The following is a 21,386-nucleotide window of genomic DNA, read 5'->3' as shown; positions in this document are numbered from 1 at the left end:
GCGCGGCCCCTACATTCCGCCCGCGTCCCGGGCGGCCACGCCCGGGACGTAGCCGTTCAAAGTGTCGGTGTAGACCTCTATCAGTTTGCTTGCCGAAGCGGACCAGCTGAACGCTTTCGCGTGGGCGACGGCTTGTTCGCCCATGTGGATGCGCGTGGGATCGTCGATAAGCAACTGCTCCAAGGCCTTTGCCCAGTCCTCGTGGCCGTGGCCGTCGACCAGCAAGCCCGTCTCACCGTCCGCGACCGCGAGCGGCAGGCCGCCGACGCGCGCCGCGACAACCGGGGTGCCCGTCGCCTGCGCCTCCACCGCCACGAGCCCGAAACTCTCGTTGTAGCTGGGCACCGCCACGATGTCCGCGGCCTGGTAGATGCTCACCAGCTCCTCCGGCGGCCGCGGCCCGAGGAAACGGGTGCAGCCGCCAATGCCTTCCGACGCCGCGAGCTCGCGGTAGCGCTCCACCGACGAACCCGCACCGGACGCGCCGCCGCAGATGATCACGCGCAACGGGCCATCCACGCGGCCGCGGCGCACCACCTCCCCCATCGCCCGAATCAGCACCTGCGGACCCTTGAAATCCTGCAGCCGGCCCACAAACGCCACCACCTTCGCATGCAGCGGAATACCCAGGTGGCGCCGAGCCAGTTCCGTGTTGCGGTTCGTGCCCGGCGTGTACAGCTCCGTGTCTGCGCCGGGGCTGACCACGGAAATCTTGGCCGGATCCACGTCGTAGAAGCGCGCCAGCTCGTTGGTCTCGTCGTCGGTGTTGACCACCAGGACCTCAGCGTTGTCCACCAACTGCTGCTCGCAGATGCGGCGCGCCTCCGACTCTGAAGCGTCTGTGGCGTAGGCGTTTTTCACCGCCGCCCAGGTATGCCCGGTGTGCACCAGCGGGATACCGGCCAGGTCCGCCAAGAGCCACCCCACCTGGCCGGACAGCCAGTAGTGGGAATGGATGAGGTCGTAGTCCAGGTTGTTCGCGCGGACGAACTGCACCACCCCGCCGGAAAACGCGGCGAGCTGGGTGGGCAGGTCGTCCTTCTCCAGCCCCTCGTAGGGCCCGGCCACGACGTTGACAACCCGGTATCCGGGCTCCACCTCCACCACCTCGCCCTGGCTGGGACGGGTCGCGCGGGTGAACACATCCACCGCCACCCCCTTGCGGGCCAGCTGGGTGGCGGTGTTGTGGACGTAGACGTTCATGCCGCCCGCGTCGCCGGTCCCCGGCTGCTCGAGCGGGGAGGTGTGCATTGAAATCATGGCGACGCGCATGCGGGCAAGACTAGCGCGGCTGTGTGGTTCCTGACAGATTCCGCCAGCCGTTTATGCCGACCTGGGCGTTTGGGGGCTGTCTGACAGATTCCGCCGGGAAGTGTCGGAGCAGAAAATAGCCACCACGTCAGTGGGCGGCGTGGCGGTGCCAGGAGCCGAAGTCCGCGGCAACCGTGGCCGCAAGGTGCTGGTAGGCCTTCAACGTCGCCGGCGCGACGCGCTCCAGGTCCACGACGGCACCTTCGGCGAGATGGCGGTCGTACGGGATGGTGTGCACCGCGCGGGTGCGGGAGGCGAAGTGGTCGGCGACCTTGGCCATATCGATGGTCGGCTTGCCCGGCGCGGACGCGGATATGACCACCACGGCGTTGGCGGCAAGCTGGTCGTAGCCGTGCAGATTCAGCCAGTCCAGGGTGGCCGACGCCGACTGCGCCCCGTCCAGCGCCGGCGAAGTCACCAGCACCAGCGTGTTGGCCAGGTCGAGCACGCCTGCCATCGCGGAGTGCATCAGTCCCGTGCCGCAGTCGGTGAGGATGACGTTGTAGTGGTGCTGCAGGATGTCGATGGCAAGGCGGTAGTCGTCCTCAGAAAACGCCTCCGACACGGCCGGGTCGCGCTCGGAGCCGATGACCTCCAGGCGCGAGGACGCCTGGTTAGTGTAGGAGCGCACCTGCGGGTAGCGTTCCGTGCCCGACGCCTGCAGCAGATCGCGGATGGTCGCCGGCGGCGCGGTGGCGGCGCGCTGCGCCAACGTGCCTAAGTCCGGGTTGGCGTCGATGGCGATGACGCGGTCGCCGCGGGTCTGGGCGAACACGCCGCCGAGCGCGACCGTGGTGGTGGTTTTGCCCACCCCGCCTTTCAGGCTCATCACCGCGATGCGGTAGTCGCCGCGCAGGGGTGCCCGGATGGCGTCGAAAAGCTGCTGCTGCTCCAGCTCCTGCCGGGAGCCGCCCGGGTTGATGCGGCCGCGCGTGACGGAGTGGACGAGTTTGCGCCAGCCCTGCTTGGGCGGCGCCTTCACCGGGTCCACGAGGTTGGACTGGTCCAGACCTGCGGGCGGGGTGAGTTCAAAGGCAGCGTCGGCGTCGATGGACGGCTCGAAATAGGTAGTCATGGTTTCCCCCAATTCCCCCTTGAATGGTGTCGCGGCACAGCCTAGAGCAAACCCACAGACGGCGCAGCGCAACAGACTTACCGCTACGTAGGTTACACTCGTCGCCAACTTGTTTTGCCGAACTAACTACAAGGAGGACCTACGTGGGAGCCTTTGACACCAAAGCCTGGATCGACCACTACGCCGAGTGGACCGACCCCAACCCCGCCATCGGGACGGACACGCTGGTCAGCTGGTTCAACCAGGCGGTGGCCATGCAGCCGAAGAGCACCGCCACCTGGTTCATGGGCAAAACACTCACCTACGCCGCCCTGAACGAACAGGTCGTCCGCGCCGCCGCCGGCCTGACGCAGCTGGGCGTGCGCCGCGGCGACCGCGTGGCCGTCGCGCTGCCGAACTGCCCGCAGCACGTCATCGCCGTCACCGCCATCCTGCGCCTGGGCGCGACCGTGGTGGAGCACAACCCGCTCTACACCGCGGCGGAACTTCAGCCGCAATTCGAAGACCACGGGGCGCGGGTAGCGATTGTCTTTGACCGGGTGGCGGGCACGTTTGCGTCGTTAAGCAAAAGCACCCAGCTTGAAACCGTGGTGGCCGTGAACATGCTCGAGGAAACCCCGCTACACCTGCGCGCCGCGCTGTCGGCGCCCATCCCGCCGGTGACCAAGCTGCGCGCTGAGCTGACACAACCCGCCCCCGGCGCGATGCCGTGGCGCGAATTATTGCGGCAGCGCTCCCGCTCCGTGCACTTCCCGCAGATCACCCAGGACACCACCGCGTTCATCCTCTACACCTCCGGCACATCCGGCAAGCCCAAAGGCGCGCCGCTGACGCACGGCAACATCGTGTCCGTGCTGAAAGCCGGCATGGAGTGGCTGGAGGATTGGGGCGCGGTGCGCGAAAAAGTCCTCGGCGTGCTGCCCATGTTCCACATCTACGGCCTGGCGCTGAACTACGCGCTGCCGCTGAGCATCGGCGCGGAGATGGTGCTCGTGCCAGCGCCGAAGCCGAAGCTCTACCAGGCGGCGATCACCAAAACGCGCCCCACGGTGCTGCCGGGTGTGCCCACCCTGTACGACAAAATCATCGAGTGGGCGGTGGAATCCAACGCTGACCTGTCCTCGATCCACACCTCCATCTCCGGCGCGTCGACCCTGCCCGTGGAAACCATCGAGCGCTGGGAAAACGCCACCGGCGGGCGCCTGATCGAAGGCTACGGGCTGACCGAGACCGCCCCGATCCTGGCCGGCAACCCTCTCGACGGCACGCGGCGCCCCGGCTACATCGGCCTGCCGTTTCCCAACACCGAAATCCGCATCGCCGACCCGCAAGACCCGTCGCGCACCATGCCCGACGGCGAGCCCGGCGAGCTCCTCGCGCGCGGCCCGCAGGTCTTTTCCGGCTACCTCAACAGCCCCGAGGCCAACGAGCGCGCGTTCCACGACGGCTGGTTCCGCACCGGCGACATGGCCGTGATGGAAAACGACGGCTGGATCAAACTGGTTGCGCGCATCAAGGAAATGATCATCACCGGCGGTTTTAACGTCTACCCTGACGAGGTCGAAGGCGTCATGCGCAACCACCCGGACATCGAGGACATCGCGGTCGTGGGCCGCCCGCGCGAGGACGGCTCCGAGGATGTCGTCGCATGCATCACGCTTATCGACGGCTCCGCCCTCGACCCCGACGGCCTCAAGGCCTACGCCCGGCAGCGCCTGACCCGCTACAAGGTCCCGCGGGACTTTTACCACTTTGACCAGCTCAACCGAGACCAGACCGGCAAGATCAGGCGGAGGGAGGTGCGCGACACGCTACTCCAATTGCTTACGCAACCGTAGGTTACGGACGGCAAAGCGCGTAGGGTGGTGCGCATGGCTCTCACCCCATCGAACGTCAACGACGTCAAACCCTGGCTGCAGTACTACCCCGAGTGGACCGCGCACTCGCTCGAGTACGGCGAGATAACCCTCGGCGAGCTGTACCAGCAGAACCTGTCAAAGAACGTCTCGCGCATCGCCACCCGGTTTTTCGGCCGCACCCAAACCTTCGGCGAGCTCGACCGCGAAGTGCGGCGCGCCGCCGCCGGCCTGAAGGCTTTCGGCGTGCGCCCCGGCGACCGCGTGGCCATCATGCTGCCCAACTGCCCCCAACATGTCGCCGCCTTTTTCGCCGTGCAGATGATCGGCGGCGTGGTGGTTGAGCACAACCCCCTCTACACCGCCCACGAGCTGCGCCCCCAGTTCATCGACCACGGCGCGCGCATCGCCATCGCCTGGGACAAAGCCGCCGACACGCTGGAGAAACTGCGCGCGGACACCCCGCTGGAAACCGTGGTCAGCGTCAACATGACCAAGGCCATGCCGCGCGCCCAGCAGCTCGCCCTGCGCATCCCGCTGCCGAAGATCCTGGAGGCCCGCGCAGCACTCACCGCCACCAGCAAGAACACCTCCCTGCACACCGTGCCCTGGGAGTCGCTGACCAGCTCCGCCATCGGCGGTTTGGGCGCGGACCTGCAAACGCCAGAAGAGATCACCGCGGACTCCACCGCCGTGATCCTCTACACCTCCGGCACCACCGGCACCCCCAAGGGCGCGGCGCTGTCGCACCGCAACCTCATTGCAAACCCGCTGCAGGGCCAGGCCTGGGTCAACGAGCTGCAGCAAGGCAACCAGCGCATGCTGGCCACCCTGCCGTTCTTCCACGCCTACGGCCTGACGTTCTCCCTGACGCTGACCATGCTGGTCGGCTCCGAACTCGTGCTGCTGCCGGCGCCGAAGATGGACCTGATCATGAAGGCCATCCGCATCACCCCGCCCACCTTCATCCCGGGCGTGCCCACCGTCTTCGAGCGCATCGTGAAAACGGCGAAGAAGAAAAACGTGGACCTCTCCGACATCAAAATCGGTTTCTCCGGTGCGTCGTCCCTGCCCGCAGAGGTCATCGAGGACTGGGAGCGCGCCACCGGCGGCCGCCTCGTCGAGGGCTACGGCCTCACCGAAACCTCCCCCATCATCGTGGGCAACCCCGAATCCTCGGACCGCCGCCCCGGCTACATCGGCATCCCCTTCCCCGACACCCAGATCCGCATTGTCAACCCCGACAACCCGGACGAGGACATGCCGTTCGGCGAAGCCGGCGAGATCCTGGCCAAGGGCCCCCAGGTATTCTCCGGCTACTTCAACAACCCCGAAGCCACCGAAAAGGTCTTCCACGACGGCTGGTTCCGCACCGGCGACATGGGAATCATGGAAGAAGACGGCTTTATCAAGCTGGTCTCCCGCATCAAGGAACTCATCATCACCGGCGGCTTCAACGTCTACCCGGCCGAGGTCGAGGAGGTCATCCGCACCCACAAGGACGTCGCCGATGTCGCGGTCGTGGGCCGCCCGCGCGAAGACGGATCCGAGGATGTCGTCGCATGCATCGTGCTTAACGACGGCTCCGCCCTCGACCCCGACGGCCTCAAAGACTTCGCCCGCGAGCGCCTGACCCGCTACAAGGTCCCGCGCACCTTCTACCACTTCGACGAGCTGGCGAAGGACCAGATGGGCAAGATCCGCCGCCGCGAAGTGCGCGACGACCTGCTGTCCAAGCTCGCCGAGCGCTAGCACTTCGGCGCGTGCCCGGGCGCGGGCCGGCCGGCGTTCAGCGCGTAGCCGCGGCCACCCCGAGGCCCCACCCACCCATAAACCGGCTACCTACAACCGGCTGCCAGCACAAAAACGGCATAGTAGCCGGTTGTAGGTAACCGGTTTTCCGCGCTCTGTGTCATCGGACCGCGCTGGCCCACAAATGGTGAAACGCTGATGGTGAATCCGGCTAAATTTTCGCGTTCTCACCACTCGGTTTTCACCATCTGCGCTAGTGCGCGGCGGCGGAAGCGGGGCTGGGGGCACGAAGCAGGCTGGGCCCGGCCCCTAGAGGCCGACCCAGACGGGTTCCGGGTGCAGCTCCACCCCGAACGCATCGCGGACCTGCGCCTGCACGCTGCGGGCGAGGTCGACGATGTCGCCGGCGCTGGCGTTACCGCGGTTGGTCAGCGCGAGGGTGTGTTTGGTTGACAGACGCGCGGGGGCGTCATCGCCGGGGAAACCGCGGTGGCAGCCTGCGCGCTCGATGAGCCAGGCCGCCGACAGCTTCTCCTTGCCGTCACCGGCGGCAAACCGCGGCATCGCCTCCTCCCCGACCTGGGCGGCGATCTCGTCGGCAAGCGCGGACGGCACCACGGGGTTGGTAAAAAACGAGCCCGCGGACCAGGTGTCGTGGTCTTCCGCGTCCAGCACCATGCCTTTCGCCCGGCGCGTCTCCAGCACGGACTCGCGGGCCTCGGCCAGCGGCACGCGCGCCCCGCCCAGGTGGCGCAGGGGGATGGACTCGTCGGTGCGCTCCAGCTGCAGCTCGATCTCCAGCACGACGGCCCGCGAGGTGAACTTCAGGTTGGAGTACCGGTACGCCAGATCCAACGAGGACGCCGGCACCCACTCATCCGCGCCTGTCTCGCGGTTGTACAGGCGCACGCGGGTGAGCACGTCAGCGATCTCCGCGCCGTAGGCTCCCACGTTCTGCACCGGGGTCGCCCCGGCGGAGCCAGGGATGCCGGACAGGGCCTCGATGCCGCCGAGTCCGTGCTCCACCGCGTAGGCGACAACTGCGTCCCATTCGGTGCCGGCTTGGGCGCGCAACCGGAGGTCGTCGATAAGCGAGATGCCCTCGTTGCGCACAAGCACCGCCGCGAGATCGAGATCACCGTCCGCGACGACCAGGTTGGAGCCGCCGCCGACGACCAGCAGCGGGGTGCCGTCGCGGTCGAGCTTGGCCACGGTTTCGGCGAGCTCGTCGGCACTATGGCACTCGTAGGCCGCGGCCGGGGTACCGCCGACGCGCAGCGTGGTCAGGGAGGCGAATGATGGGGCAATCACGTCCACAACGGTAGTCTGTGAGCCATGACTGCACGTAGTGAGATCACTGTGACCATTAACCAGCCGATCGAGAAGGTCGCGCAGGCCTACAGCACCCGCGAATACTGGGAGTTCATCGCTGAGAAGCTCTCCCCGGAGCCGGGCGAGCTCAACGAGTTCGCGGACAACACCGCCACTCTGTTTGAGATCCTGCCCAAGTCCATCCTCCCGGAAGCCGCCCAGGCCATGGTCTCGCAGGACCTGAAGCTCAAGCGCGTGGTTACCGTCGGCGAGCTGGACGGCGACACCGCCAAGCACACCATGACCGGCGACGTGAAGGGCACCCCGGTGGACCTGGGCGCCGAGTACACCGCGACCCGCGACGGCGATAACACCAAGCTGGACTACGAGCTCGAGGCGAAGGTGAACATCCCGTTCATGGGTGCCGCGCTGGAGCCGAAGGTGGCCGACGCGCTGGAGGAGATCGTGGAAAACGAGGCGAAGCTGACCGAGCAGTGGATTAGCGAGAACCTCTAATTCCCCACTACCACAACCTGCGCGCCACTCCGGGTGCCGCCGGCAAGCCCTACGGGGTAATCACCCGCGGCACCACCGGAGTGAATCGTTTACGCAGGTCAGACCGCTGGACCCGCTATAACCCGCGGGTCCAGTCCCTGTTGCGCTCCGCCGCCGCGCCACTGGCGGTGGACGTGGGCTACGGCGCGTCCCACACCACCACCGTGGAGTGGGCCGGGTGGCTGCGCCAGATCCGCCCCGACATCGAGGTCGTCGGCTTAGAAATCAACCCCGAGCGCGTACTGCCGCCGCGCGACGGCGTGCGCTTCGAACTCGGCGGCTTCGAACTCGCCGGCTACCGCCCCCACCTCGTTCGCGCGTTCAACGTGCTGCGGCAATACGACGTGGACCAGGTCCCGGACGTGTGGCGTACGATGTGCTCGAAGCTTGCCCCCGGCGGCCTGTTCATCGAGGGCACCTGCGACGAGCTGGGGAGGCGTTGCGCCTGGCTGCTTCTCGACGCCTCCGGTCCCCGCACCCTCACCCTGTCCTGGAGCCCCTTCCACACCTCCAACCCCTCGGAGGTGGCGGAGCGGTTGCCCAAGGCGCTGATCCACCGCAACGTGCCGGGCGAGCCGATCCACCAGTTTCTTGCCGACGCCGACGCCGCCTGGGAACGCGCCAGCGGCTGGGACCCGCACGGCCCCCGGGTGCGGTGGCGCCACGCCCTCGAAGACCTCGCCCGGGACTGGCCCGTGCACCCGCAGCGGCGCCGCCTGGCCGACAACTTTGTCACTGTGGATTGGCTGGCAGTCGCTCCTGCTTCGTAAACTGGCCGCATGAAAACTGCGTGGAAAGTTGTCCTGTCGATCATCGTGGCGGTGCTGCTGCTGTTCATCGTGGCGGAGGCAGGCATCCGGGCGTTCGTCGCCCACCAGGTCACCTCCCAGGCCCCGGAGGGCACGTCGGTGTCCTTCGGCGCCAGCCCCGTGACCATTGGCCTGCTCGGCGGGAAGTTCCCGCACATGACGGTGGACCAGCAGTCCGACCTCAAGGTCAACGGCGACCAGATCACCGGCAACCCGGCATCCGTGGTGGACATGGACAACGTCCGCCTGAACAACGGCGAGCCGGTGGCCGAGTCCGTGCGCCTGACCACGGAGCTGCCCAACGACTTCGTGCGCGCCATGCTGAACCAGCAGATCCAGGATCAGATCGGCGACAACTTCCTCGCCAACGTGATCACCGTGTCCGACGTGGTATCCAACGAGGAGGCCGGCACGTTTTCCATCGTGTTCACCTCGGGCGCCGCCGGAATTGAGCTGCAGCCGGTGATGCAGGACGGCCAGCTGACGTTCCAGGCGCGCAGCACCGAGCTATTCGGGTTCGCCCTGCCGGACGACGTCGCCGACGCGATCAGCTCCGCCATGTCCCAGGGTGTCGCGCAAGAGGCCACCGGCGGGATGAGCGTGGAAGACTTCACGGTCATCCCCGGTGGCCTCCGGGTGACGGTTTCCGGCAACGACGTGAACTTCAAGGAACTGCAGGATATGCAGCAGTCCCAGCAGCCTGAGCAGCCACAGCAGCCCGAGCAGCCTGAGCTGCAGCCGGCGCAGTAGCCGCCACAGCCCGCCTACCAGCCGTAGTCGCCGTTGACGATGCGCTGGATCTGCGGGCGCACGTCGAAAAAGTAAATGCCGATGGCCACCGCGCCGAACCACGCAATGAAGGGGAAGCGCAGCAGGCACGCCAGCGACGCCAGCACCAGGATGCCCACCCAGGCGCCCTTGGACTGGCGGTTCGCCGCCTCGAAGGCGTCCGCGCGGGTGGTGGCCGCCATGACAGCGCCGACGATGCCGGCTACGCCCACCACCAGCATCAGCACCATCCCCACGCGGGACGGCAGCATCATAATCTGGTGAATTTGGCTGACTGCGGCGGTTTCCATGGCGTTTACTTCTTCAGGTCCTCGACGTTGACGGTGGTGGAGTTGGAGTTGTCCACAATTTCGCCGTCGATGATATCGCCGTCAGTTTTCTCGCCGGCGAACTGGTCCTGGATGCGCTGCACCATGCCCTCGAAGCGGGCGCGCAGGTCCTCCACGGTGCCCTCAATCCCCTCGGTCTGGGTGCCGTCGAGGCGCTCGTTGAACGCGGTCCGTGCTTCGTCGATGGTGCTGCGCAGCTTCACCTTCATGTCGTCGGTGAACTGCAGGTCCCGCTCGCGCAGGCTGTTGAAGAGCTTCTCGGCCTCGTCCGTGAAGTTGGTGGCGGCGCCGCGCACCTCGCGCTCGGTGTTCGCGTTGCTCAGGTTCTGGCGCGCGTCCTCGGTGGCGGTCTTGAAACGGTCCGACAGCTCGCCGGTGGCTTTGCTCAGCGCCGCGCCGATGGCGGAGCCAGCGGACAGCAGCGCGTCGCCAGCCTCGCGCAGGTTGTTGCGCACCTCCTCGCCGGTGTTGTCGTTGAGGTCGTTGTTGAGGTTGTTGTTCTCGGTCATCATTCGCTCCTTCGCTAGTAGAAGATCAGTTGAGAACCAGTGTAAATAGCTAACCCGGCCAGTGCACCGACGATCGTGCCGTTGAGGCGGATGAATTGCAGGTCTTTACCAACCATGAGCTCGATTTTCTCCGCCGCTTCTTCGCCGTCCCAGCGCTCAATGGTCTCCGCGATGATGCCCACAATCTGGTCGGCGCCGTTGTCCGCGGCGAAGTGGGTGGCCTTTTCCAGGGCTCGTTCGGCGTCGGCGCGGACCGCAGGGTCGTCGACAAGCTTCTGCCCCCACTCGCGCGCCGAGGCAGCCGCTTTGCGACGCAACCCGCTTCCCCCATCCGACGCCTGCGCCACAATCGACGCCGAGACCTGCTCCCAGATGCTGCCCGCGGCGGACGTGACCGCGCCGGAGCCCATGATGTCGGCCTTAAGCGTCTCCACCCGAGAAATCATCTCTCCGTCGAACTGGAGGTCCTGGGCGAACTGGTTGATCTGGCGGCGGATCGCGCGGCGCGCCTCGTGGTGCGGGTTGGTGTCCACGTCCTCCATGAACGCGACCATCTCGTCGTAGACGCGCTGGCCCACCAGCTCCTTTGCAAACCGTGGGGCCCAACGCGGCATCCGCTCGTCGATCATGGTGACCACGGTGGCCTCCATGTTGTCGACCTTGCGGCGCCCCCAGGCGACAATGTCGTCGACCACCGGATCCACCTTGCCGTCCGTGATCAGCCCCTCCAGTGTGCGACCCAGCGGCGGGCCCCAGATCGGCTCGGCCAGGCGGTCAATGAGCTGGGCGTTAATGAACGCCTCCGCCTCAGCCGGGTCAATGCCCTCCACCATGCGGACGGTGAACTTGCCAGCCTCCTCGCTGACCCGCTCCGCGTTCTCCGGCTTGGCCAGCCAGCGCCCGACGCGCTCCGGGATGCCGGCGGCCATCACCTTGTCCGTGATGGTGCGGGCGTTGAGGAAGTTCTCAGACACGAAATTACTGAGCACACCGGCAACCTGGTCCTTTTTGTTGGGGATGATCGCGGTGTGCGGGATGGGAATGCCCATCGGGTACGTAAACAGCGCGGTGACGGCGAACCAGTCCGCTAACCCGCCGACCATGCCCGCCTCCGCTGCGGCACGCACGTAGCCGATCCAGGCGGCGTCGTTGCCCTGGGACTGCGCCCAAGAGCAGGACAAAAACACCACCGCCATCAGGCCCAGGAGGCTGGTCACCGCGATCTTGTGCTTGCGCAGCACGCGGCGGCGCTCCTCCTCGTTCGTGGGGGTGGGCATCATGGAAAGCTGCTCGCTCATGCCCATGATTAAAGCAGGCGTGCCGACACGGGCACGAAAAAAGCCCCCTCCGCAGGTGGAGAGGGCATTTTCGGTGCGCGCGGTTAGTTCACGCGGCCGGTGCGCTTGCGGTAGGCCTTGTAGTCCTTGCGGCCTACGGCAATCAAGATGGCGCCGAGGACTGCGGTGACCACTGCCTCAATAACGCCGAGGATGAGCAGGCGCTCCGCCAGACCGTGCGTCTGGGAACCGAAGCCGAACGCCATCGCGCCGGCGCCCCACACGGCCAGACCGATGCCGAAGAGGGTGGACAGGATCAGGCCCATTGCAACCCAGGTCGGGATCCGGGTCAGGGAGGAGTGCGGAGCACTCAGGGACACCGGATCGTAGCCGTCGATGTACGTGTCATCGATGCGGCCCGCGTACTCCGGGTAGGACTCGTTGCGGATATCTGCAACTGCGGTGGAACCCATTGTTCTTGCTTCCTTCTTCAGCTTCGGTGTGGCTTCAGCGTGAGCTGCTGCGATAGTTCGAGTATACGACAGGCTTCGTTATTGGCCCTAGTTGTCGCCTCTAGTCGTCGCCGCCCTTGAAGGCAGCGCGGGCGCGTTCGGCGTTGATGGCGCCAACTGCATCCAGCGGGATGCCAGCCGGGCACACATCAGCGCACTCGCCGTACAGCGAGCAGTGGCCGAAGTTGGTCTCCAGCTCGTCGACCATCTTGCGGGCGCGGCGGGAACGCTCCTGCTTGCCCAACGGCAGCAGCTTCAGGTGCTTCAGCTTCGCGCCGGTGAACAGGTGCGCGGCACCGTTCGGGCACGCAGCCACGCATGCACCACAGCCGATGCAGGCAGCGTAGTCGAGCGCGGTCTCAGCGTCGTGGTGGTTGACCAGCAGCGTGTCAGCGTCCGGTGCGGTGCCGGCGTTGATGGAGACGTAGCCGCCCTGTTCCATCACGCGGTCCAGCGCGGAGCGGTCCACGGCGAGGTCCTTGATCACCGGGAACGCGCCGGAGCGGAACGGCTCGATCTTCAGGGTGTCGCCGTCGTTGTAGTTGAACAGACGCTGCAGGCAAGCAGTGGTGTTCTGGCCTGCGCCATGCGGGCGGCCGTTGACCAGCAGGCCACAGGTGCCGCAAATGCCCTCGCGGCAGTCGGAGGCGAAGACGAACGGCTCCTTGCCCTGTTCGACGTAGGTCTCGTTCACGTGGTCGAGCAGCTCCAGGATGGACATCTGCTCCACAGCGTCATCGACCTGTACGGTCTCGAAGCTGCCCTCGGTGTCAGGACCAGCCTGGCGCCAGATTTCAAGTGTCAGTTTCATTACTTGTAGTTCCTTGCCATCAGCGGGATCGAATCAAAGTGCAGGGGTTCAGCGTGGCGGATGAACTGGCCTTCACCGGCCGGCTCCCAGGCCGACACGAAGCACCAGTTGTCGTCGTCACGCTCTGCCTCGCCGTCATCGGTGAGGTGGTCCATACGGTAGTGCGCACCGCAGGACTCGTCGCGGTCCAGAGCGTCGATGCACATGAGCTCGCCGAGGTTGATGTAGTCGACGAGGCGCAGCGCAGCCTCCAGCGTCTGGTTCATGTCGTTCGGGGAACCCGGGATGGAGATGTTGGTCCAGAAGTCCTCGCGCAGGGCGCGGATCTTGCGGATACCCTCCTCCAGGCCCTCCACGGTGCGGGACACGCCGCAGTGCTCGTAGAGGATGTCGCCGAGCTGCTCGTGGAAGTGCTCCGGGCCGTGCGGCTCCGGACCGCGGATGGACATGATGCGCTCGATGCGCTCGGTGACGTCAGCCACCACGTCCTGGGCCTCGCGGGAATCCTCCGGAAGCTTCTCCTCGCCGAGGTGGTCGGCCAGGTAGTTCGGCACCGTGAACGGCAGGGTGAACCAGCCATCCACAGAAGCGGACAGCAGCGAGTTCGCGCCCAGGCGGTTCGCTCCGTGGTAGGTCCAGGAGCACTCACCGGCGGCGAACAGGCCGTCGATGGAGGTCATCTCGTTGAAGTCGGTCCACAGGCCGCCCATGGTGAAGTGGACGGTCGGGGCGATACGCATCGGGGCCTTGTACGGGTCCTCGCCAGTGGAGTCCTCGTACATCTCGAACAGGTTGGAGTAGCGCTCGCGGATGGTGTCCTCGCCGAGGCGCCCGATGGCGTCGGCGAAGTCCAGGTACGCGGAGTTGTGCAGCGGGCCCACGCCGTAGCCGGCGTTGAGCTGCTGGGAGATGGCGCGCGAAGCCACGTCGCGGGGCACGAGGTTGCCGAAGGCCGGGTAGCGGCGCTCCAGGAAGTAGTCGCGCTCCTCCTCCGGGATGGTGTTCGGGTCGCGGTCGTCGCCCTTTTCCTTTGGGGTCCAAATGCGGCCGTCGTTACGCAGGGACTCCGACATCAGCGTCGTCTTCGCCTGCCACTTCGCGTTGACCGGCAGGCCGGTCGGGTGGAACTGCACGAAGCACGGGGATGCGAGGTACGCGCCGCGCTCGTATGCGCGCATCATGGCGGAAGAGTTGGAGTTCTTGGCCAGCGTGGTCTTGTGGTACACGTTGCCGTAACCGCCGGTGGCGATGATGACAGCGTGTCCCGTAAACGGCGCGATCTCACCGTTGATCAGGTTGCGGGTGACAATGCCCTCGCAGTGCTTCTTGCCGTCCTTTTCGGTGATGATCAGGTCCATTAGGTCGTGGTGGGTGAAGATCTCCACGTTGCCCAGGTGGATCTGACGCTGCAGCGACGACGCGGTGGACAGCTGCAGCTGCTGGCCTGTTTGGCCGCGGGTGTAGTAGGTGCGCGAGACCTGCACACCGCCGAAGGAGCGGGTGGCCAGGGTGCCGCCGTACTCGCGGGCGAAGGGGGCACCGATGGCGTTCATGTGGTCGATCACACGGACCGACTCAACGGCCAGGCGCCAGCAGTCGGACTCGCGGCAGCGGTAGTCGCCACCCTTGACGGTGTCCTTGGTGTGGCGGTAGGCGCCGTCGTTGTCCACCTTCTTGCCGCGGGCGGAGTTCACGCCACCCTGGGCCGCAATGGAGTGCGCACGGCGCGGAGCGTCGTGGTAGGTGAAGGCCTTGACGTTGTAGCCCAGCTCGCCGAGCGCGGCAGCCGCAGCACCGCCGGACAGGCCGGTGCCGACCACCAGCACGGTGAACTTGCGGCGGTTCAGCGGCGAGACCAGGTTCATGTGGTCCTTCTGGTGCTGCCACATGTCCTTCATCCGAACCTCGTCGCGGTTCGGCTCGTTGGACTCGAGGACGTTACCCGGGGTCACGCCTGCAGCGGCGGACTCGGGCTGGCGGAAACCGCCAGTGCTCTGCTGGCCCTTGGACTGAGCGGGGGTCTGCTCCCCGCCGTCGGAACCCTGGGCCCCGGAAAGACCGGAAATAGAGGTAGTCATAGTTGTTCTCCTAAAAAGCCGTTACCTGGAAAAATCCGGGACCCAGCCGAACGCGATAGCGAGCGGCATGACAACGTTGCCAGCGACAACGATGAACGGGAGGATGTACGCGAGGATGACCATCAGGCCTTCGCCGCGCTTACCCAGCCAACCGAGGTCGGACACCGCAAGGTAAATACCGTGCGTCAGGTGCAGCAGCAGCGCCAGGTTGGCAACCACGTACACCAGCGTGACCCACCAGCGGCCCGGGGCAAAGGTGGCGAGCAAGTTGTTGCGCACCGCGCCCTGGACGAACTCGTCGGAGGCGACAGCCTGGCCGAGAGTCAGGTCCAGCAGGTGGAAGATGATGAACAGCAGCAGGATGATGCCAGTCCAGATCATCGACTTGGTGGCGGTGGACTGCCATCCACCCATCAGGTTCGTGCGCTTGAAGCGGCCGCGGGATGCGCTGGAGCGGGCGCGCAGGGTGAATGCGCCCCACACGTGCAGCACCAGGCAGGCCAGCAGGGCGATGCGGAGAATCCACAGGAAGCCCTCGCGCGGGAACAGCGGCTCGCCGATCGTGCGCAGGAACTCGCCGTAGTCGTCGATCGGCGCGGAGCCGTCGGCGTTCAGCGGCATAAAGATCTTCAGGTTGCCCACCATGTGGCCAAGGACGAACAGGCCGAAGATAAGGCCGGTGATCGCCATGGTCAGCTTGATGGCCCACGTGGGGTAGGACGGCCGCTCGCGCAGCGGCTTCTCAGTAATTTTTCCGTGACGAATGGCTTCACGGTCTGCGTTTTGTACAGTCATGGCACCTCCAGTGTCGCTAATACTCTAAGAGATAGCCCCCGCTCACACACACTGGATTGCCAGGTTCACCCCACGCCCTCCTTAACCTCAACCCCCACTTGAGCCATTCATCCAGCGCTCCACATTGATTGTGACCTTCGCCACCGCCACGGCAATCCGCTTTGAATCCCACATCCTTCACCCCGTTCAGTGTCAATCTTTGGTTGGTTAGCTGGACCTAACTCCGACACCGACTCCATCTGCCGAAAATCGGTACCCTGGCTGCCATGGCTATCGACAAGAACACTGAAAACAAAGCAACCCGCCAGATCGACGCTCCCGCAGCCGAGATCTTCGACATCCTCTCCAACCCCGAGCGCCACGCCGAGACGGACAACTCCGGCATGGTCGTCTCCGCAGACCAGGGCGAGCGCCTGAAGAACGTCGGCGACACCTTCACCATGAACATGACCAAAGAGGACGGCGACTACCAGACCGTCAACGAGGTCTTCGCCATCCAGGACGACCGCGTCATCGGTTGGAAGAACGTGGAAAACACCACTGCCGAGGTGAAGGTCGGCGCGAAGTGGCTCTACGAGCTCGAGCCGATCGACGCCGACAACACCAACGTCACCCTTACCTACCAGCGCGATGAGCTGGAGGAGAACCTCCTCGCAATGACAGAGAAGTTCGACGACGACTTCCTGGCCAAGTCCCTCGACTCCCTCGCAGAGGCAGTCGCAGGCGCATAAGCCTTCGCTTCTCGACGTCACCAAAGGCGGCCCGCCGGACCCAGCGCCCGGCCAGCCGCCTTTTGCATGCCCGCCCCGCCCGATCGCCCCGCCCGCTCTCCTAATCTGCTAGTTCCCCAAATTTCCGAACCAGCAGATCAACTGTCCAACTTTTCGTTTCCGCAGTTGATATCGGAAATCACTTTCACTGCGAGCCTGATCTGCTAGTTGCCCGGAGGAAGGCGGGGCGGGGAACTAGCAGATCTGCCGCTGAAGCGGCCCAGCCGCGCCATTTTCACCGTCCGGGCTGCCCCCCACACCGCCCCGATACTGACCTGGGGAAATGCAGTCGGCGTTTGCTGATCGTCTAGCAGGATCGCCCGCACTGCTAGACGATCCGCGAGTTCGGGCACGGGCAGGCGCGGGCAGGCGCGGGAAGCCGCCACGGCACGCAAAAAGGCGGGCCCTGCTGGAAAGCGGGGCCCGCCTTTGGTGCGTCGTAAAGCAGAAGGCTTTTACAGGTTGATCATGTGGCCTTCGATGCCGTGCGCGATCTCCTTGATCACCTCCGGCAGAGTCGGGTGGATGTGGATGGAGCGCGCGATCTCGCCTGCGGTGAGGTCGAAGCGCTGCGCGAGGACGACCTCCGGTATGAGCTCGGAGACGTTTGCGCCGACGAGGTGGCAGCCCAAGATCTCGCCGAACTCGGCGTCCGCGACGAGCTTGCCAAAGCCAGCGGTCTCCGCCAAGCCCACTGCCTTGCCGTTCGCGGAGAACGGGAAGGTGGCGACCTTGATGTCGCGGTCCGGCCACTTCTCCTTCGCCTGCTCCTCGGTGTAACCCATGGAAGCGACCTGCGGGTTACAGAAGGTGGCGCGCGGGGTCATCATGTAATCCTCGATCTCGAGGGTCTCCGCGTCCGCGATGGTCTCGGCGGCGATGATGCCCTGAGCCTCAGCCACGTGGGCGAGCTGCAGCTTCGCGGTCACGTCGCCGATGGCGTAGATGCCGTCGACGTTGGTGCGCATACGCTCATCGATGGCGATGGCGCCGCGGTCCGTGAGCTCGACGCCCGTGTTCTCCAGGCCGTAGCCCTCGGTGCGCGGGGCGAAGCCCACGGAAATCATCACACGGTCCGCGGTGAGCGTCTCCACGTCGTCGGAGCCGTTCTTCTTCACGTCCACCTCGACGGAATCGCCGTTGTCGCGCACCTCGGTGGTGGCGTGACCGGTGAGCAGCTTCACGCCAAGCTTCTTGTAGGCCTTGGCGATCTCCTTGGACACGTCCTTGTCCTCGTTGGGCAGGACGCGGTCCATGTACTCGATGACCGTGACGTCCACGCCGTAGTTGGACAGCACGTAGGCGAACTCCATGCCGATCGCGCCGGCGCCGACGATGACCATCTTCTCCGGGGCCTCCGGGTTGAGGATCTGCTCCTCGTAGGAGACGACGTTCTCGGACAGCTCGATGCCCGGCAGGGTGCGCACAACGGCACCGGTGGCGATGATGCAGTCGTCGAAGGTGACGGTCATGCCCTTGTCGTCGCCGTCGGTGATCTCGATGGTCTTGGCGTCCTTGAACGAGCCCAGGCCGTTGATCTCCTGGATCTTGTTCTTCTTCATCAAGTAGTGCACGCCACCGACGATCTTCTCGGAGACCTTGCGGGAGCGCTTTTGGGCGTCGGTGTAGTCGAACTCCACGTCGCCCTTGATGCCGAACGTCTTCGCTTCGTGGTTGAAGATCTCAGCCACTTCAGCGTTCTTGATCAGGGCCTTGGAGGGGATGCAGCCCACGTTGAGGCAGACACCGCCCCAGTACTGCTTCTCAATAACAGCTACTTTTTTACCCAGCTGAGCTGCACGGATGGCGGCGACATAGCCACCGGGGCCAGCGCCGAGGACAACAACGTCAAAATGTTCTTTACTCACGCTGCATATCGTACGTGCCCGTCTGGCAAAATGTTGCGAAGCATCTTGTTTGTTTTTTGAATGAAAGTGAGCGATTCACTGTGAAGTTCACTCGCACGGCGGTAGCCCTGGGCGCCGCCGCCCTTATCGCCGCAGGCTCCGTGCCCGCCGTCCAGCACTTTGCGGAGGGCGGCACCGACGAGCCGGTCACCACCCTGTCCCCGGCGGCGACGACGGTGCAGACCTCGCTTCCCACCCCAACAACCAGCACCACCGCGAGCTCGACCACGAGCCCGACCACGTCGGAGAAGCCGAAGGTTGTGCCGAAGTCCTCGACGGCAACACCTTCCACAACGGCACCCACGACAACGACGACGGCGGCGACGGATGCGACGTCGACAAGCACGAGCCCGACCGCAACGATTGTGGAACCCGCCGAGGACCCGGAGCCGACGGACGAGCACCCGAATATCCGCCCGCTCGACGAAGCGCCGAAGACTTACCAGGGCAAGGACCAAGCGTGGGTGCGCATCCTCGCTCGCCACCGCGGCGCCTGGGACAACGAGGCAATCTCCGTGAAGTCCGAGTCCATGGAGCGCGACATCCCGGTGGCGATCTTCTACGCCACCGACGAAAACGGCGACCGCAAGGAGAACGCCCCGACGGTCTACCTGCTCAACGGCGCCGGCGGTTCCGAGCAGGACACCGACTGGGTGGCGCAAGCCTACGACGAGCTGGAGAAGACCTACAAGGACTCCGGCGCGAACGTTGTCATCCCGATGGAAGGCGCGTTCTCCTACTACGTGGACTGGGCCGCCGAGCCGCCGGTGGACACGGACACGAACCCGTTCTTCCACGGCAAGCAGATGTGGTCGACCTTCCTGGCTCATGAGCTGCCGCAGGCGGTTGAACCGTACATGAAGGCCGACAAGGAGCACCGCGCGGCGGCCGGCCTGTCCATGGCCGCGACCTCCGTGCTGCTGCTGGCGGAGCACAACCCGGGTTTCTACGACGCTGTCGGCTCCTTCTCCGGCTGCGCGGCGACGTCCACGCCGATCCCCTGGGAGTATCTAAACCTGACCGTCAGCCGCGGCGCGCCGAATGTGATGTCGCCGGAGTACATCTTCGGAGAGCGCGGCTCGGACTACAACCGCCACTACGACGCGCTGGTCAACGCTGCCGATCTGAAGGGCACTGCGGTGTACCTGTCCACCGGCACCGGCCTGGCGGGCGAGAGCGATACGCCGGGCTACCTGAAGGACCGCTTGATCAATCAGTACGGCGTGGACCCGGACTCGGCTTCGGCCCGCGCGCTGTCAAACGCGATGACTCTGCAGGTTGAAGGCGGCGTGATCGAGGCTGCGATGAACGCCTGCACCCACGATCTGATGGTGAAGATGCGCGCTAACGACGTGGAGGTCACCCACGCTGAGCTGCGCAATGTGGGCACCCACAGCTGGGCGTCCTGGCGCGACGACGTGAAGCTTTCCTTTGACAAGGTGTTCAAGGAGGCGCTCGGCCTGGAGCAGTAGGCACCTGCTTCTCGACGAACCAAAGGTGCCTCCCCGAAAACAGTCCGGGGAGGCACCTTTTTCGCTGCGTAGCGCGCTAGAACATGCCCTTTTTAGAACATGCCCATGCCGTAGGCGATGGTGGAGGACATGGAGGAGCCTGCGTGCACGAGCTCGCCGAGAATCTGGTTGATCTGCACCTGGACAGTTTCGATGGGGTTCATTTTGGGGGTCCTTTCGGGGTTTCCGGGCGGGCGGCGCAACACGCCACACGCGTAACGCTGGCCACTACAGTAACGAATGTCCCATAGAATGGCGCAATAATTGCCTGTCAGTTTAGCCCCCTCCCCAGGACTGGATACACATATGAGAAAGATCAAGGCGGCGGCGCTTGCCGCCCTCACGGCACTCTCCCTCGCCGGCACCAGCGCACCGGCGACCTCCGCCCAGCAGCCAGCCGGCCAGGAAGGCGTTGTGAAGGCGTGGGACGCGCGATCGAACCCGCCGCGGATCACCCGCACCGGCCAGCCGCAGGAGTGGGCCAACCAGGTGGACCACAAGACGGTGCTGTCCTACAACGTGTACTCCCCCTCCATGCGCCGCGACATCCCGGTCGCAGTGGTGCCGGCCACCGACGCCGCCGGCAACCGCGTGCGCAACGCACCGACGCTGTACCTGCTCAACGGTGCCGGCGGCGCGGAGCAGAACCAGGACTGGCTGAAGCTCTACCCGGTGAAGGACTACTTCGCCGGCAAAGGCGTCAACGTGGTGGTGCCGCAGGCCGGCGCGTTTTCCTACTACACGGACTGGGTGAAAGACGACGTCGCCTCCGACTACATCAACGGCCCGCAGAAGTGGGAGACGTTTTTGACCAAGGAGCTTCCCGGCCCGATCGAGCGCGTGGTGGGCGCCAACGGCCGCCGCGCCGTAACCGGATTGTCCATGTCCGCCACTTCTGCCCTGCTGTTCGCGGAGCATAACCCGGGGATGTACCAGGCCGTGGCGGCGTTTTCCGGCTGCGCGTCCACGTCTTCGCCGCACGGCTACAATTTCGCGCGCGTGACCGTCAACCGCGCGGGTAACCCGAATTTCCAAACGGTCACCCCGGAGATGATGTGGGGGCCGATGAACGGGCCGTACAACCGCTACAACGACGCGCTTTTGGGCGCGGAGAAGCTGCGCGGCACCCGCCTGTACGTCTCCTCCGGCACGGGGCTGGCGGGCCACCCGGACCAGGTCAGCTACCTGCTGGGCAAGGGTGCCCCGATGCCGGCGGCGCAGCTCGGCTCGGGCGTGCTGCAGGTCGAAGGCGGCGTGATCGAGGCCGCGGTGAACAAGTGCACCCACGACCTGAAGGCCAAGCTGGACGGCCTGGGCATCCCGGCGCACTTCGAGCTGCGCAACGTGGGCACCCACTCCTGGCCGTACTGGACCGAGGACATGGACCGCGCCTGGCACACCACAATCAAGCCTGCTCTGGGGGCTTAGC

At 65.5% G+C, this 21,386-nt stretch carries 19 protein-coding genes; 8 read left to right on the top strand and 11 right to left on the bottom strand.

Going from position 1 to position 21,386, the window contains the following annotated elements; genetic code table 11:
• Positions 1-9 precede the first annotated feature (9 nt).
• On the bottom strand, positions 10-1,272 hold the full coding sequence (gene mshA / locus CAFEL_RS01070; RefSeq protein ID WP_194560109.1) for a D-inositol-3-phosphate glycosyltransferase: 1,263 nt from the start codon (positions 1,270-1,272) through the stop codon (positions 10-12).
• A gap of 127 nt (positions 1,273-1,399) precedes the next feature.
• A complete protein-coding gene (locus CAFEL_RS01065) occupies positions 1,400-2,386 on the bottom strand; it encodes a MinD/ParA family ATP-binding protein (protein WP_194560108.1) in 987 nt (328 codons plus the stop codon).
• A gap of 143 nt (positions 2,387-2,529) precedes the next feature.
• Here CAFEL_RS01065 and CAFEL_RS01060 point away from each other — a divergent pair, with 143 nt between their 5' ends.
• Both CAFEL_RS01060 and CAFEL_RS01055 read left to right on the top strand, forming a co-directional pair.
• Positions 2,530-4,224, top strand: coding sequence for a long-chain-fatty-acid--CoA ligase (locus CAFEL_RS01060; protein WP_194560107.1), 1,695 nt, complete (start codon positions 2,530-2,532; stop codon positions 4,222-4,224).
• 33 nt (positions 4,225-4,257) lie between these two features.
• Positions 4,258-5,994: a long-chain-fatty-acid--CoA ligase gene (locus CAFEL_RS01055; RefSeq protein WP_194560106.1), complete on the top strand. Its 1,737-nt coding sequence runs from the start codon at positions 4,258-4,260 to the stop codon at positions 5,992-5,994.
• 309 nt (positions 5,995-6,303) lie between these two features.
• On the opposite strand, the gene CAFEL_RS01050 is transcribed toward CAFEL_RS01055, so the two are convergent.
• Positions 6,304-7,305, bottom strand: coding sequence for a UDP-N-acetylmuramate dehydrogenase (locus tag CAFEL_RS01050; RefSeq protein WP_353959473.1), 1,002 nt, complete (start codon positions 7,303-7,305; stop codon positions 6,304-6,306).
• 24 nt (positions 7,306-7,329) lie between these two features.
• Here CAFEL_RS01050 and CAFEL_RS01045 point away from each other — a divergent pair, with 24 nt between their 5' ends.
• The 3 genes from CAFEL_RS01045 to CAFEL_RS01035 are packed head-to-tail and all read left to right on the top strand — an operon-like array spanning position 7,330 to position 9,419.
• Entirely contained in the window at positions 7,330-7,821 is a 492-nt protein-coding gene (locus CAFEL_RS01045) for a DUF2505 domain-containing protein (protein ID WP_034997073.1), read from the top strand.
• The gene (locus tag CAFEL_RS01040) at positions 7,821-8,630 is read left to right on the top strand and encodes a class I SAM-dependent methyltransferase (RefSeq protein ID WP_194560178.1); all 810 of its coding nucleotides are present in this window, start codon (positions 7,821-7,823) and stop codon (positions 8,628-8,630) included. Before CAFEL_RS01045 ends, CAFEL_RS01040 begins: the two co-directional genes overlap by 1 nt.
• Positions 8,631-8,639: 9 nt before the next feature.
• The gene (locus CAFEL_RS01035; protein ID WP_194560104.1) at positions 8,640-9,419 is read left to right on the top strand and encodes an LmeA family phospholipid-binding protein; all 780 of its coding nucleotides are present in this window, start codon (positions 8,640-8,642) and stop codon (positions 9,417-9,419) included.
• Between the two features lie 14 nt (positions 9,420-9,433).
• Here the strand turns inward: CAFEL_RS01035 and CAFEL_RS01030 are convergent, their stop codons facing one another.
• From CAFEL_RS01030 to CAFEL_RS01000, 7 genes are all read right to left on the bottom strand, one after another.
• Positions 9,434-9,709 carry a DUF2516 family protein gene (locus CAFEL_RS01030; RefSeq protein ID WP_194560177.1) on the bottom strand — a complete coding sequence of 92 codons (276 nt, stop codon included), beginning with the start codon at positions 9,707-9,709 and terminating at the stop codon, positions 9,434-9,436.
• Positions 9,710-9,753: 44 nt separating this feature from the next.
• Positions 9,754-10,296, bottom strand: a complete 543-nt coding sequence (locus CAFEL_RS01025) for a CGLAU_01105 family protein (RefSeq protein ID WP_194560103.1) — start codon at positions 10,294-10,296, stop codon at positions 9,754-9,756.
• A gap of 14 nt (positions 10,297-10,310) precedes the next feature.
• Positions 10,311-11,594 carry a DUF445 domain-containing protein gene (locus tag CAFEL_RS01020; protein ID WP_194560102.1) on the bottom strand — a complete coding sequence of 428 codons (1,284 nt, stop codon included), beginning with the start codon at positions 11,592-11,594 and terminating at the stop codon, positions 10,311-10,313.
• Positions 11,595-11,677: 83 nt separating this feature from the next.
• Complete coding sequence (locus tag CAFEL_RS01015; RefSeq protein WP_194560101.1) at positions 11,678-12,046, bottom strand: hypothetical protein; 369 nt, start codon at positions 12,044-12,046, stop codon at positions 11,678-11,680.
• A 100-nt stretch (positions 12,047-12,146) separates the two neighbouring features.
• Complete coding sequence (locus CAFEL_RS01010) at positions 12,147-12,896, bottom strand: succinate dehydrogenase/fumarate reductase iron-sulfur subunit (RefSeq protein ID WP_194560100.1); 750 nt, start codon at positions 12,894-12,896, stop codon at positions 12,147-12,149.
• Positions 12,896-14,974 (bottom strand): fumarate reductase/succinate dehydrogenase flavoprotein subunit, encoded by a 2,079-nt coding sequence (locus tag CAFEL_RS01005; RefSeq protein WP_194560099.1) that lies wholly within the window; start codon positions 14,972-14,974, stop codon positions 12,896-12,898. The genes CAFEL_RS01010 and CAFEL_RS01005 overlap by 1 nt, the downstream gene beginning before the upstream one ends.
• A gap of 21 nt (positions 14,975-14,995) precedes the next feature.
• Positions 14,996-15,769: a succinate dehydrogenase cytochrome b subunit gene (locus tag CAFEL_RS01000; protein ID WP_194560098.1), complete on the bottom strand. Its 774-nt coding sequence runs from the start codon at positions 15,767-15,769 to the stop codon at positions 14,996-14,998.
• Between the two features lie 266 nt (positions 15,770-16,035).
• On the opposite strand from CAFEL_RS01000, the gene CAFEL_RS00995 reads away from it, so the two are divergent.
• Entirely contained in the window at positions 16,036-16,500 is a 465-nt protein-coding gene (locus tag CAFEL_RS00995; RefSeq protein ID WP_034997061.1) for an SRPBCC family protein, read from the top strand.
• A gap of 494 nt (positions 16,501-16,994) precedes the next feature.
• Here CAFEL_RS00995 and lpdA read toward each other — a convergent pair whose 3' ends face one another.
• Positions 16,995-18,407, bottom strand: coding sequence for a dihydrolipoyl dehydrogenase (gene lpdA, locus CAFEL_RS00990; RefSeq protein WP_194560097.1), 1,413 nt, complete (start codon positions 18,405-18,407; stop codon positions 16,995-16,997).
• Positions 18,408-18,487: 80 nt separating this feature from the next.
• Between lpdA and CAFEL_RS00985 the strand changes: the two genes are divergently transcribed.
• Both CAFEL_RS00985 and CAFEL_RS00980 read left to right on the top strand, forming a co-directional pair.
• Positions 18,488-19,918 (top strand): alpha/beta hydrolase, encoded by a 1,431-nt coding sequence (locus CAFEL_RS00985; protein ID WP_194560096.1) that lies wholly within the window; start codon positions 18,488-18,490, stop codon positions 19,916-19,918.
• A gap of 345 nt (positions 19,919-20,263) precedes the next feature.
• On the top strand, positions 20,264-21,385 hold the full coding sequence (locus tag CAFEL_RS00980; protein WP_194560095.1) for an alpha/beta hydrolase: 1,122 nt from the start codon (positions 20,264-20,266) through the stop codon (positions 21,383-21,385).
• Position 21,386: the final 1 nt, after the last annotated feature.

Origin of the sequence: Corynebacterium afermentans subsp. lipophilum (assembly GCF_030408375.1) — a bacterium.
In the GTDB taxonomy this organism is placed as follows: domain Bacteria; phylum Actinomycetota; class Actinomycetes; order Mycobacteriales; family Mycobacteriaceae; genus Corynebacterium; species Corynebacterium lipophilum.
Note: the sequence above shows the minus strand (reverse complement) of the source record. Positions and strands in the feature narration are given on the sequence as shown.